Here is a 12,577-nt window from a genome sequence, read left to right on the forward strand (position 1 = left end):
CGTTTACTTGTTATCGTTCTCTTTAAGTAGCCTCTGCATCAAAGATTTTATCAGTTTTCCAGCACATCCAAGCGTTCTTTTAACGCCCGGATGGTCCGTTCCTTCTGCTCCTTGACCAGTCTTTCCGCCAGGGCACCGTTTTTTACCCGCAACGCCTCGATAATTCTTTTGTGCTCCTGGCAGGAGGGAACGGCTCTGCCCGGCACATAGGCAAACACGCTCTGGTACAACTCAAACTTCTCCCATAAACTTTTTATCAAATCCAGCAGGTAAGGGTAAGGCGCCGCCTGATAAATCCTTAGATGAAATTCCTTGTTCAAAGGTCCGATTTTATCGTGCTTGTTTTGCTGAATCGCCTTTTCGGTTTTGCCGACGTTTTTATCCAGAAAATCGAGATCCGCCGCCGTAATATGGGCTACGGCCAGCCGGGTCGCCAGGGCTTCCAGTTCTATTCTGATGATGTATATTTCTAGAAGCTCTCTCTCATTAAATTGGCTGACCACCGCCCCCACATGCGGCGTAAAGCGCACCAGGCCTGCGGTTTCAAGGGACCGGATGGCTTCCCGGATGGGAATTTCACTGAAACCGAATTCTTTGGCCAGTTCAGATATGATAACTCTCTGACCCGGTCTTAATTTCCCGGCGATAATATCCCGGTGCAGCTTGGCTTGAACAATCTCGGTCTTTGTTTTAAACTGCACATCCATTTGTTTTTATGCCCCTGTTTATTGGCCGAAGAAAAGGATCAAAAGGCCGGCCGTTCCGCACGGCACCGGAATTCTCTTTCGGACAAAAAAATTGGCTGATAGCGGTGATTTACGAACTCAATGATATATGATATAGGATCTTGTCAACAGATTTTTACGAATGTATCGCGACATCAATTCGCCATTAAATGATTTTTTGACTTTTTATTTCACTCAACTTGTTATAAGTTATCAAAATAATGAGAATTGCCGTTATTTCAGATATTCATGGCAACATGGAAGCGTTTCGCCAGGTATTGGATGATATCGGCCGGTCCAATGTTGACGGCATTTTCTGCCTGGGTGACATGGTGGGCTACGGACCTGAACCCGAAGCGGTCGTTCAGCAGATCCAGGCCCTTGAAATTCCCACAGTCATGGGCAATCATGAACTGGGAGTGGCAAATACGAAGGTTTTAAAATATTTCAATCCCCTTGCCCGCCGGTCCCTGCAACAGACAGCTCAGATGCTGTCCGATAATTCCATCCGCTATATCCGCAGCCTGGAAGCTGCCAAAGTTCTAAAAAACTGCCGACTGGTTCACGGGTTTCCGCCGGACTCCATTAGCACATATCTGTTCCAGATCACGGATGATAAAATCATCTCAACATTTAAAGTCCTGCCTGAACCGATCTGCTTTGTGGGGCATACCCATGTCATTGAAATGATTTCTTTTGACGGACGCGTTGTCATGCATGAAGCCCTTTCCCAGGGTGTCGTCCGGCTCAAGGCCGAACAGCGGCAGATCATCAACGTCGGCAGTGTCGGCCAGCCCAGAGATGATAATAACAACGCCAAATACATCATCTGGGACAACAAAAGCCATGAGATCGAAGTGCGCTATATTCCCTATGACATTGAAGCGGTCGCCAACAAAATTATCGCTGCTGGGCTCCCGAAATCACACGCTTACCGGCTGCGCTGACAAATATCCGACCTCAGTGGGGCTGGCTTTGCTTTCAGCCCGGAGGGCATGATTTGCATAAAAGTCTCTGGCAAAATTCGAAATCCGAATATCGAATTGCGAAACAAAATCAAATTTCTAATTCTCTAAAGACAAAAACAAAATCTTATTCACGAGGTCGGATGCCAGTAATGTTTTGATTATTTGAATTTCGGTCATTAAATATTGTTTCGTATTTCGGATTCCGTGCTTCGGATTTAAATTATTTGTACTTCGTACGGTAAAGCCACTGAACTCCGACCATGCCCTGAGGGTCAGGTTTTCTAAGCGGAAATAAAATGAGAACCATTGATAAATACAAGGTGTGCGGATTGCTCGGTCGCGGCGGCATGAGCAAGGTCTTCAAAGTCGAAGTGCCGGTTATTGGAAAAATCGTCGCCTTAAAGCTGCTGGAACCAAATCCCCTTTTGCTCGATCTGGTCGGAGCCGAAAAGATCCGGGCGATGTTCATGACCGAAGCTGCAACCATGGCAAACCTGCGTCATCCTTACATCATAGACGTATGGGATTTTGGTGAAGCGGACGGCAAGCTCTTTTACACAATGGATTACTTTTGCAACAACCTGGGGATCATCATCGGCGAGACCTATCAAACCGAAATGGAAAGCCGAATCATCAAAACCGAAAAGGCCATTCATTATATCCGCCAGACCCTTGAGGGTCTGGCTTGTCTGCATCATGCCGCCATCATCCACCGTGACATCAAGCCTTATAACATTTTGATCACCGAACAGGACACGGTTAAAATCTGCGATTTTGGCTTGCACAAGCTACGGGGTGAATCTTTTGAGGGGCCCCCGAATCTTAAAGTCGGCTCCCCCTGGTATGCGGCCCCCGAACAGGAAAAAGCACCTGACGCAGTCGATTTCAGCGCCGACCTTTATTCCGTCGGGATCATGCTCTACCGAATGCTGACCGGCAGGCTGCCGCAGGAAACTCCCACCCCTCCCGGCAGATACAACCCGGATCTTGATGAAAACTGGGATTCTTTTATTCTGAAATCGATTGCCCCCCTGCGTCGGCACCGTTTTAACAGCGCCATGGAAATGCTTGCGGTCCTTGAAACCCTTGGGTCGGACTGGCTCAGAAAAAAAGAAAGGATGTGTGCGCTCGAACGGCCGCAGGAGGATAAGATTGAAAATACGGACGGTTACGGCGACAAATCCCAAAACCTAACGCTGAGAAAACACTGCATCAAGGTTGCGCCGAAAGAAGCAATGACTACTTTTAAAATTGATCGCCTTTGGCAGCCTTTGAGTTTTACAAAAAATTCATTTAACATCAGGTCCGACGGGACGGTTCAGGACCTCCGTACCGGGCTCATTTGGCAACTGGCCGGTACGGACTTTCCCGTCAACTGGAACAATGCCTGTTCGTATATTAAAGCTTTGAACAGGCAAAAGGCTACCGGACATAACAACTGGCGGCTGCCCACAATTGCTGAACTGTTGTCACTGGTCTCGCGGACGCCCCACAGAGAAGATCTTTGCATCGAACCGGTATTCAGTCAAAAGCAGAAATGGTTGTGGAGCTGCGACAGACGCTCCTATACCGCTGCATGGTATGTCAGTATGGAAATGGGTTTTGTCTCGTCTAATGACTTCAGCAGCTTTTACTATGCCAAAGGGGTTTGTGAGAATTAATCCGAACGGCGATGCGGCCGGTCATACGATCCCATGGAGCTCCCCTCAACCTGCTGCCGGGGGATCAAACACACTATTGAAAAATATCCACTTTTCGCGAAAATATGTCGATAATAGATTCTAAAATTTTGAAAAACGTTTTTGCCGGGCCAAGACGCGCTGTAATAGTGAAGCTGGTTGACATCACCAAATTTGTACTGTTGATGGGGGTTATCATCTGGTTTTTAGCGCGCGGCACCGACAGGCTGGGTTACAACTGGCAGTGGTATCGAGTCCTTCAATATTTTTTTTATTTGAAAGAGGATGGATACGTCGCCGGACCGCTGATCATGGGGCTGATGGTGACATTTAAAATCACCGGCGTCAGCCTGCTGCTTTCTTTTTCATTCGGTCTGATCGCCGCCCTCTTCCGTTTATCGAACTCTTTTATGGCGCGCGCCCTTGCCAGGGGGTACATCGAACTGATTCGCAACACCCCCCTTCTGGTGCAACTTTTTTTTATCTACTTCGTTCTGGGTCCGGTCCTTGATATCGATCGGTTCACAGCGGCGGTATTGGCGTTAAGCCTTTTTGAGGGCGCCTATGCTTCGGAAATTTTCCGGGCCGGGATAGTATCCATTTCAAAAGGTCAATGGGAGGCAGCCTTCAGCCTGGGACTCGGTAGATATCTGACCTACCGGCACATTATTCTGCCCCAGGCAATCCGGTGGATACTGCCGCCCCTGACCGGACAGGCCATTTCGTTGATCAAAGATTCCGCCCTGGTCAGCACCATTGCAATATACGATCTGACCATGCGGGGGCAGGCGATCGTTGCTGAAACGTTTTTGACTTTTGAAATCTGGTTTACCATTGCCGTTGTCTACCTCCTGATTACTTCGTTCTTATCGCTGATGGTTAACTTCATGGGAAATCGCCTCAAATTGAACCATTAACTAAAAAATTAATCGTGGTGATGTCGTCTCACATCAACAGACAAAAAGAAAGGAGACTAAAGATGAAAATAAAAAGAATATCCATCATCCAAACACTATGGATCACCCTGCTCATTATCGGACTTGCCGATGTGGCCTTTACCGGAGAAACCCAGCAACAACTAACCGCCGAAAGCATGATTGAGCAGGCTCTCAAACGCGGCTCCTTAAAGGTCGGCATGTCCACATTTGTTCCCTGGGCCATGAAGGATAAAACCGGAAAATTGATCGGTTTCGAAATCGATGTGGCCACGCGCCTGGCGAAAGATATGGGCGTTGCGGTTCAATTTGTTCCGACCAAATGGGCTGGAATCATTCCTTCGCTGCTCACCGGCAAGTTTGATGTCATTATCGGCGGGATGGGAATTTTACCGAGCCGAAACCTGAAGGTCAATTTCAGTATCCCTTATGATTATACCGGCATGTCGATGGTGGCCCATAAAAACCTGGCGGCCGGATTCAACAGTTTAAACGATTTCAACAGACCGGACGTGATTCTTTCCATCCGGCTCGGGTCAACTGCGGTTCCGGCCGCCCAGAAATTCATGCCGAAGGCCCAGCTGCGTTATTTTGACGACGAGGCCCAGACCTACCAGGAACTGCTGAACGGCAACGCGCATGCGGTGGTCGGCTCAGCCCCAAAGCCGGCTGAATGGGCGCTGAAATATCCCGATAAGCTCTTCCTGCCGCTGGCGGAAACCTTTACCAAAGAGCCCATCGGGTTTGCCGTCCGAAAAGGAGATTTCGACAGCATTAACTATCTGAACAACTGGATCACGTTCGTGAGGGCCGAGGGCTGGCTGCAGGAGCGCAAGCATTATTGGTTCGAAACCCGGGACTGGGAAAATCAGATCCAATAATGCCGCCATTAAAAACAAAAAAAAGCTTAACCCCGCTGGACGCCCTACTGGCCGTCCTCTTTGTGGGAATGGGTCTGTACTTGCTTTACCGCGTTAATATCGGACTCAATTACAAATGGAGTTGGTCAACCATACCCCAGTATCTTTTTCGGTATGATCCGCAGCAAGAACGCTGGCTGCCGAATCTGCTGATGCAGGGTTTTTTTACGACCATCCGCCTGAGTTTCTGGGGAACCATTCTGGCAACACTGCTGGGAACGATGATGGGGCTGTTCCGGCTGAGTCATCGCCTATTCAGGCGCCTGGTCGGAGGCGCCTATGTTGAGCTGAGCCGAAACCTTCCCCCCCTGGTTCTGATTTTTTTATTTTATTTTTTTATCAGCGATCAGATCATGCCGGTACTCAGCGTGGAAGATTTTTTTCAAGCCCGATCGGAAAGCACCAAAACCATTTTGAGTTTTCTATTTGCGCCGGCGGAACAGTTTCCCACATTTCTGTCAGCCCTCGTCACCCTGGCTGTTTTTGAAGGAGCGTATATCACGGAAATTGTCCGGGCCGGCATTCAATCCATCGAAAAAGGGCAGTGGGAGGTTTCATCGGCCCTCGGTTTTTCGAGGAAGGCGCAATTACGCCACATCATTTTACCCCAGGCCGTCCAGCGAATCCTTCCCCCTCTGGCAGGACAGTTTATTTCAACCATCAAGGATTCGGCCATTGTATCGGTTATATCCATTCAGGAGCTTACGTTTCAGGGAATCGAGCTGATGTCGGCCACCTATCTGACCTTTGAAGTCTGGATTACGATTACACTGCTCTATCTGTCCCTGACATTAAGCCTTTCGCTGGCCATCGGACGCCTCGAGATGTATATGAAACATAGGGGCGCCGGTTAAAATCCGTATTTTTTAGATGGGCTTAAACAGATGAAGGGTGACAGCCCGTGGGTTGTGTATTATATTTGCCATAGCTTTTAGTCTTACATGAATAATAAACAACGATAACAAGATGTTAAAATGATGAAACCTACTTTTCCGGAAAAAGCCAGACTCCTGGATAGACTGAAAAAAGGAAACTTTAATGTTCCGGACTTTATTTATATTCCTGCTGACGATTTCAAAAGTGAAAATTTCAAGGCCTTAGAATCTTTTATAGGCAATCACCACGAAAGTTTTAAGGTGATCGCACGAAGCGGACACCCACAGGAAGAATTTTACAAGGGGGGTACTTTCGACTCGCTGGAGACATACGCCGATGTCGGCGGGATTAAGTATGCCCGAAAACGGATAATTACCAGTGCGAAGAATTCAAGAAGGCTGACGATCCTCAGACAGCAAAAGTTTAACAGCGCGCCGGATATCGACCTTGAGGAAATGGGTGTCATCGTAATGCCGTTTATTGACGGCATCAGCGTAATGACCAAAAAACTGGGGAAACAGTGGGAATTCGGTTATAGTTTTAACCGAACCCAGCAAGTCCAGAAAGATCCCTATGTCACCCAAACGCCCCATGACCGCAAGTTGTTACAGGTATCGGAAGATATTCAGGACTATCTGGGTTTCAAGTGTGAAATTGAATATATTATTTCTGAAGACGGAGAAATTTTCGTCGTTCAGGCCAAGGACATTTCCCATATCGACACCCTGATGCAAAAGGAAAGCGAAAGGTCCATCCGGCTGGACGGTCTTCGTAGAATACGGAAAAGACGAAGTTACCGCGAGCGGCCGATATTTGTGATCGACAGCAAATCCGTCTACCTCGATATTATCTCAAAATGCGAAGAACTGGTTCTTGGAAGCGAAGGGCCTGGCACTACCATCGATGATATTCTCGGCATTATTTCGGCCTATGATGATGAAATGGAAGCCTTTGCGTTGCGCAATGAACGCTTCGGTGTTTTAGGCATTTCGATTCAGGTGCCGGAAGATCTTTTCCAGATCGCAAATCATTATCTTGATGACATGCCGGATATTCAAAAACAGCTTTCCAAGGCGCTTCACAACAATTTGTATAAAAGGGACTATTTTCTTTCCGAGGCTGATACCCTTATGGCCAAAGACAGAATTCGATTTAACCTGGGAACTCACTCGGCCTACGGTGTCGATACGGTGCGAAATCCGCTCTGGTCCGTCTATTGGCATGCGGATCGGCATGATTTTATCATCAAGGAAATCATTAGGGTCGGATTTACAACCGGCGACACCATTGGCATCGATATCGACGCTGAAGAAAAGCCGACCGTTTATCGCTTGTAACCCTGTTGAAAGGACAACCTCATGCGAATTGTTCGATTTTTGGATGAAAAAGATGGGATCTGCTTTGGGCAAAATTACCGGGAAGGGATTGCCGATTTGCTGGAAGGACCGTTGTTTGGCAGCCTCAAGAATACCCGGCGTCAAGTCCGGGTTAAAAAGTTGCTGTCGCCCCTGGAACCAAAGGCAATCCTGTGCATCGGGCTGAACTATCGGCAGCATGCGGAAGAAACCGGTTTTAAGATTCCGCAATACCCGGCTTTATTTATGAAAAACCCCGCGACTATAGCCCATCCCGATGACCCTGTTGTGATTCCTGCCTCTTGTATGGATCCCCTTCAAGCCGATTACGAAGTGGAACTAGCGGTGGTGATTGGAAAAACGGCCCATAATGTATCCACCCAGGCTGCGCTGCAATATGTTTGGGGCTATACAGTCGCCAACGATATTTCAGCCAGGCGCTGGCAGGCGCACGCGGGTTCCGGTCAATGGGTCCGGGGAAAAAGTTTCGACACATTCTGCCCGCTGGGTCCGATATTGGTTACCCCTGATGAAATCCCGGACCCCCAGTCTTTGCAGTTGAAATGCATCCTCAACGGCAACACCATGCAGGATGCCAATACATCCGATATGATATTCCCGGTGGCCGAGCTCATCAGTTATCTTTCCACCGATATGACCCTCCTGCCGGGGACCGTTATCTTGACTGGAACCCCCAGCGGGGTCGGCTACACCCGGGATCCTGCGGTATATTTAAAGCCGGGAGACAAGCTGGAGTCTGTGATCGAAGGGATCGGAATACTGCGCAATCCGATCGAGGGCACGGGCACTAAACCCAGCATTTCATAAGTACGCTAATGTTTTTTTAAGGAATTAAAGGAATTATATGTTGTTTAAACTTTTTCTGGCATTTACGCTGATTCCTGTTGCCGAGATCTATCTTCTCATCAAGGTGGGCGCGGTTGCCGGCGCCTTTAATACGGTTTTATTAGTCGTCCTGACCGGATTTACCGGCGCCTATCTCGCCCGGCTCCAGGGAATGCATACCTTGCTTCGGGTCCGTGCCAGTCTGCAGCAGGGCCTGATGCCCACAGATGACCTGATGGATGCGCTCCTGATTTTTATCGCCGGCATTGTGCTGCTGACGCCGGGCTTCATAACCGATGCAGCAGGACTGCTCATTCTTTTTCCCCAAACCCGCCGTATTTTTAAACAATTCGCCAAGCTCCGGCTTGAGCGTTGGATCAAAAATCAGAACCTGAATATAACCTTTTTCTCATAATGGATGCTTTTCCCCTTGCATTCCTGTTTATTGGCACCATGAGTGAACGACCCTCCCCTAAGATGGATGGTATGAAATGATGAATCTAAATCAGATGGATTTTTCAGAACTTGACCGTCCGGAAGTTCTGTCGGCGATTTTTCATCCCAGAGTTGACCGGAGAACTCCCGCGATGAATCAGCAGACGCAAAACCATTTAATACCGGTCGAAGAAGATGTTGTTATCGGCGCAAGTTTTCACATGGAAACCACCACCGCCCCCAATATATTGTTTTTTCATGGAAACGGTGAAATCGTTGCCGATTATGATGATATGGGTTCCATATACAACCGCATTATTCCATTTTCGGATGCACAAGCGCTATATGCGGCCTGCCCATCGGGATCAAAAACGATTCTTAAAATCCCGGAAGCCAATCACAATGATATCTTTATGCGGGGTACATCGGCATATCTCTCGGAAATCAAACGGTTGCTTGAACGGCTTTAATTTTTCCCTATCAGTCTGATTTATGATCAATTGACAAATTCAATCTGCGTAGCTATTTTTTACCATAATAACATGGTGTTAGGCCAAATCAAACCGGTTTTAAATAGCGGATACGATTGACAATACGCGTTTATGGAAACCGGCGGGCTACGGGGATTGGACTTGCAGTTAATCTGTTTTTGGCTATAATAGATCCGAAGCATGAACAATATATGATTTTATCTTTGCAGGAGGAGTCATGTTAAAGTCTTTTAAAAAAATTACGACGCTGATACTTCCTATTCTGGGCATATTGCTAATTGTTCCCGGCGCAACCGTTTTGGCCCAGGAAAAAACCGGCATGGGCGGCTGGGAGCTTGGCAGCCCTTACAATAAGTTTTATAAAGCAACCGAACTGGATTCCTTTAAGGGGAGAGTTGAAGACATCATGGAACTCGTTCCGATCCCCGGCATGTCTCCCGGCATCGCACTGGTTGTGAGTGAATCCAAAACAGAAAAGGTGCTGGTGCATGTGGCCCCATCCTGGTTTCTGAGCATCAGGCGAGTTGGACTCAAAAAGGGAGACAGGGTCAAAGTCAGGGGCGTGTGGGCTGATATCAACGGAAAAGAAGTTTTTATGGCATCAAAGATAACAAAGGGAGACGATTTTGCCTTAAAAGTACGCCTTACCAAGGACGGAACACCCTTCTGGACCATGAGTTCGGAGCAATTGGCTAAGGAAAGAGCCGCCAACTGATTTAAAGGGGCATGTTTTTTTGATGTCCCATTGCCCTGATATTCAATTAAAAGCTGGATTCTTTTTTGACTGACACCCTGGCAAAATCGGGAGTTATTCGATTAAATGAAGATATCGATCGTTGTCCCTGCGTTCAATGCTCAACAAACATTGCCAGGATTGCTGGAATCGATATCCAATCAGATATATAAAAATTTTGAACTGATTATTGTAGACGATGGCTCTACAGATACCACGGCAAGAATAGCAAATTCAGCCCAATGTAAACTCATTCGCTTGCAGGGAAATCATGGCCCTGCCTATTGCCGCAACCTGGGAGCCAGAAAGGCCTCCGGAGAGATCATCGCCTTTACGGACAGTGACTGCAGGATAAGCCCCGATTGGCTTGCCAACATAAACCGGCATTTCAGCGGCAATGATTTTCAGGCACTCATGGGAAAACTGGTTTTATTGCCGTCTTCAACGCTCGGAAATTCCATTTCAGCACTCGGATTTCCCGCTGGAGGAAGCGTCGGTTTTGACAAAATCTGGAAAGTAGATAATAAAGGGTTCACCAAAAGCTTGAGCACCTGCAACTGTGCTGTAGTAAAAGATACGTTTGATCGCATCGGCGGATTTGACGAATCTTTCCCCTACCCCGGTGGCGAGGACAGCCTGCTGGCCTACCGGTTGGATCAGTCCGGCCACAAAATAAAATACTGTAAAGACGTTATCGCCTACCACCCCGCACGGGATTCTTTGCAAGGCTTTTTAAAATGGCAGTACAAAAGAGGTATCAGCAGTTATATTTTTGCAAAAAAAGTTGTTCGTAAAAAAGGGTTTTTATCATTAAGGATCTGGTCTACTGTAAATATCATCAGACACAACTGTCTTGATTATAAATTCCCGCTGATTTTCTTATTGCTGTGCAGCGGCTACCTGGCACAAATTCTTGGACTTTTGTCTGCCCGACTGAACAAGGAATATTATGCAAGTCTTGATCATTAATCCCCCCTGGCCCGGAAAAGGTTACGGGACAAGATCTCAGAACAGAATTATCAAACAACGAAGCGACAAGTACCTGCAATATCCCATCTTCCTTGCATACAGCGCCGCCCAGTTAAAAGATGCCGGTCACCGTGTGGCTTATATCGATTCTGTCATACAGGATTTGGATATGAGTAAAACACTTGAACTTTCTCAATCGATAAAACCGGACGCTATTTTTATGGAGACGACGACCCCCTCCATCCTGGCCGATTACGAGAGCCTGACTGCGTTGAAAGCGGCAACGAGCGCCAGGATAATCGTCGGCGGCCCCCATGCCACCTATTTTCACAAAGAAGTAATAGCGGATTGTGACGCAATCGATGTGGTTGTCCGGCACGAATTTGACACCAAAATCGCTTCGGTGGTTTCAAACCTGGACAATTTAAAGGAAATCGACGGCATTACTTACCGAAACGGCTCGGAAATAATCGATAACGGTGATGGTCGGCCGGCGGATGATTTAGACTGGATTCCCTTCCCGGATCGGGAAACCATTCCCTGGCGGTGGTATCTGGAAGCATGGTACTCGCGCCGGCCGTTTATGAACATGATGACTTCCCGCGGCTGTCCGTACCATTGTACGTTCTGCCTCTGGCCACAGAGCATGTATGGCCACAAGCAGCGCTTTAGAAGTCTGGACAATGTCCTGTCAGAAATTCATGAGCTGATCGACCGTTATGGGCTCAAAGAAATCAATATCGACGACGGCACGTTTACAACCAATAAGCAGCGGGTGATTGAATTTTGTCAGAGACTGCGGCGGGAGAACATCAAACTCATCTGGACCTGCAATGGCCGTGCAGACAATGTTGATGATGAAATGCTTGCAGAGATGAAACAGTCCGGTTGCAAGATGATTCGGCTTGGCGTAGAAAGCGGGTCCCAGGATGTGCTTGATAAAATAAAAAAGGGGTTGACGCTAGGGCAGATTGAGAAAGGGTTTAAATTGGTCAAAAAGCATGGGATTCAAGCGCTGGGCGGGTTTATGTTCGGCTTTCCCTATGACTCGAGAAAAACCATTGAAGAGACGCTTGATTTTGCAAAAAAACTATCCCCCGATCAAGTACAGTTTTCCATCAACATGTGTTATCCGGGAACTTCTCTTTATGAATATGCAAAAAAGAACAACCTTTTGCTTGCAGAGAGTTTCAAAGAGTTTGACATGACCTACGGCCCGGTTGTCAAGACACTGGATATGGAAAGAAAAGAGCTCGAGCCTATACTTGCCAGAGCATATAAAGCGTTTTATTTCAGGCCCGGGTTTGTTTTCCAGACCCTGCGTCACATGAAAGATTTTGACGAAATTAGAAGGGCCTTTCGTTCCTTGAAAAGTCTCACCAAAACGATTCGGCTGCACAAAAAAATACCGCCGAATTCAGATTAAAATGATGGGCCAAATAAAACGAAAAGCCCTTACCAAAGATAAGAATTTTTTGGTAGGAACATACTGTTTCGCAGGGGATCGGTTAACGGGAGCCTTTCAACCCACATCAGATCGCTTCAACCAAACTGCCGGATAAATCGAAAAGTCTGCTCCACAGTTCTTTCCCATCCATAATGGCGACTTATTGACAACCCTTGCAGCGACAACCCCTTCAAGTTT

Annotated in this window: 13 protein-coding genes; 12 read left to right on the plus strand and 1 reads right to left on the minus strand. The window is 47.4% G+C overall.

Annotated elements, in window-relative coordinates:
* Positions 1 to 50: 50 nt before the first annotated feature.
* The gene (locus tag P1P89_11625) at positions 51 to 707 is read right to left on the minus strand and encodes a GntR family transcriptional regulator (GenBank protein ID MDF1592157.1); all 657 of its coding nucleotides are present in this window, start codon (positions 705 to 707) and stop codon (positions 51 to 53) included.
* A gap of 239 nt (positions 708 to 946) precedes the next feature.
* Here P1P89_11625 and P1P89_11630 point away from each other — a divergent pair, with 239 nt between their 5' ends.
* The 12 genes from P1P89_11630 (at position 947) to P1P89_11685 (ending at position 12,358) form a co-directional block, all read left to right on the plus strand.
* Positions 947 to 1,672, plus strand: a complete 726-nt coding sequence (locus P1P89_11630; GenBank protein MDF1592158.1) for a metallophosphoesterase family protein — start codon at positions 947 to 949, stop codon at positions 1,670 to 1,672.
* A 317-nt stretch (positions 1,673 to 1,989) separates the two neighbouring features.
* Positions 1,990 to 3,354: a protein kinase gene (locus tag P1P89_11635; protein MDF1592159.1), complete on the plus strand. Its 1,365-nt coding sequence runs from the start codon at positions 1,990 to 1,992 to the stop codon at positions 3,352 to 3,354.
* A gap of 167 nt (positions 3,355 to 3,521) precedes the next feature.
* On the plus strand, positions 3,522 to 4,289 hold the full coding sequence (locus P1P89_11640; protein MDF1592160.1) for an amino acid ABC transporter permease: 768 nt from the start codon (positions 3,522 to 3,524) through the stop codon (positions 4,287 to 4,289).
* A gap of 62 nt (positions 4,290 to 4,351) precedes the next feature.
* A complete protein-coding gene (locus P1P89_11645) occupies positions 4,352 to 5,188 on the plus strand; it encodes a transporter substrate-binding domain-containing protein (protein ID MDF1592161.1) in 837 nt (278 codons plus the stop codon).
* The gene (locus P1P89_11650; protein MDF1592162.1) at positions 5,188 to 6,081 is read left to right on the plus strand and encodes an amino acid ABC transporter permease; all 894 of its coding nucleotides are present in this window, start codon (positions 5,188 to 5,190) and stop codon (positions 6,079 to 6,081) included. Before P1P89_11645 ends, P1P89_11650 begins: the two co-directional genes overlap by 1 nt.
* 120 nt (positions 6,082 to 6,201) lie before the next feature.
* Positions 6,202 to 7,440, plus strand: coding sequence for a hypothetical protein (locus P1P89_11655; GenBank protein ID MDF1592163.1), 1,239 nt, complete (start codon positions 6,202 to 6,204; stop codon positions 7,438 to 7,440).
* Positions 7,441 to 7,461: 21 nt separating this feature from the next.
* Positions 7,462 to 8,286 (plus strand): fumarylacetoacetate hydrolase family protein, encoded by an 825-nt coding sequence (locus P1P89_11660; GenBank protein MDF1592164.1) that lies wholly within the window; start codon positions 7,462 to 7,464, stop codon positions 8,284 to 8,286.
* 37 nt (positions 8,287 to 8,323) lie between these two features.
* The gene (locus tag P1P89_11665) at positions 8,324 to 8,719 is read left to right on the plus strand and encodes an FxsA family protein (protein MDF1592165.1); all 396 of its coding nucleotides are present in this window, start codon (positions 8,324 to 8,326) and stop codon (positions 8,717 to 8,719) included.
* Positions 8,720 to 8,795: 76 nt separating this feature from the next.
* On the plus strand, positions 8,796 to 9,209 hold the full coding sequence (locus tag P1P89_11670; protein ID MDF1592166.1) for a hypothetical protein: 414 nt from the start codon (positions 8,796 to 8,798) through the stop codon (positions 9,207 to 9,209).
* A gap of 238 nt (positions 9,210 to 9,447) precedes the next feature.
* The gene (locus P1P89_11675) at positions 9,448 to 9,945 is read left to right on the plus strand and encodes a hypothetical protein (GenBank protein MDF1592167.1); all 498 of its coding nucleotides are present in this window, start codon (positions 9,448 to 9,450) and stop codon (positions 9,943 to 9,945) included.
* A 105-nt stretch (positions 9,946 to 10,050) separates the two neighbouring features.
* A complete protein-coding gene (locus tag P1P89_11680) occupies positions 10,051 to 10,932 on the plus strand; it encodes a glycosyltransferase (GenBank protein ID MDF1592168.1) in 882 nt (293 codons plus the stop codon).
* Positions 10,913 to 12,358: a radical SAM protein gene (locus tag P1P89_11685; protein ID MDF1592169.1), complete on the plus strand. Its 1,446-nt coding sequence runs from the start codon at positions 10,913 to 10,915 to the stop codon at positions 12,356 to 12,358. Before P1P89_11680 ends, P1P89_11685 begins: the two co-directional genes overlap by 20 nt.
* Positions 12,359 to 12,577: the final 219 nt, after the last annotated feature.

The sequence above is a fragment of the Desulfobacterales bacterium genome (assembly GCA_029211065.1).
Lineage (GTDB): Bacteria > Desulfobacterota > Desulfobacteria > Desulfobacterales > JARGFK01 > JARGFK01.

Bases quoted from the DNA above. Each gene is read 5' to 3' on its own strand.
- P1P89_11625 (MDF1592157.1), bottom strand. From the start codon at position 707: ATGGATGTGCAGTTTAAAACAAAGACCGAGATTGTTCAAGCCAAGCTG.
- P1P89_11630 (MDF1592158.1), top strand. From the start codon at position 947: ATGAGAATTGCCGTTATTTCAGATATTCATGGCAACATGGAAGCGTTT.
- P1P89_11635 (MDF1592159.1), top strand. From the start codon at position 1,990: ATGAGAACCATTGATAAATACAAGGTGTGCGGATTGCTCGGTCGCGGC.
- P1P89_11645 (MDF1592161.1), top strand. From the start codon at position 4,352: ATGAAAATAAAAAGAATATCCATCATCCAAACACTATGGATCACCCTG.
- P1P89_11650 (MDF1592162.1), top strand. From the start codon at position 5,188: ATGCCGCCATTAAAAACAAAAAAAAGCTTAACCCCGCTGGACGCCCTA.
- P1P89_11655 (MDF1592163.1), top strand. From the start codon at position 6,202: ATGATGAAACCTACTTTTCCGGAAAAAGCCAGACTCCTGGATAGACTG.
- P1P89_11660 (MDF1592164.1), top strand. From the start codon at position 7,462: ATGCGAATTGTTCGATTTTTGGATGAAAAAGATGGGATCTGCTTTGGG.
- P1P89_11665 (MDF1592165.1), top strand. From the start codon at position 8,324: ATGTTGTTTAAACTTTTTCTGGCATTTACGCTGATTCCTGTTGCCGAG.
- P1P89_11670 (MDF1592166.1), top strand. From the start codon at position 8,796: ATGATGAATCTAAATCAGATGGATTTTTCAGAACTTGACCGTCCGGAA.
- P1P89_11675 (MDF1592167.1), top strand. From the start codon at position 9,448: ATGTTAAAGTCTTTTAAAAAAATTACGACGCTGATACTTCCTATTCTG.
- P1P89_11680 (MDF1592168.1), top strand. From the start codon at position 10,051: ATGAAGATATCGATCGTTGTCCCTGCGTTCAATGCTCAACAAACATTG.
- P1P89_11685 (MDF1592169.1), top strand. From the start codon at position 10,913: ATGCAAGTCTTGATCATTAATCCCCCCTGGCCCGGAAAAGGTTACGGG.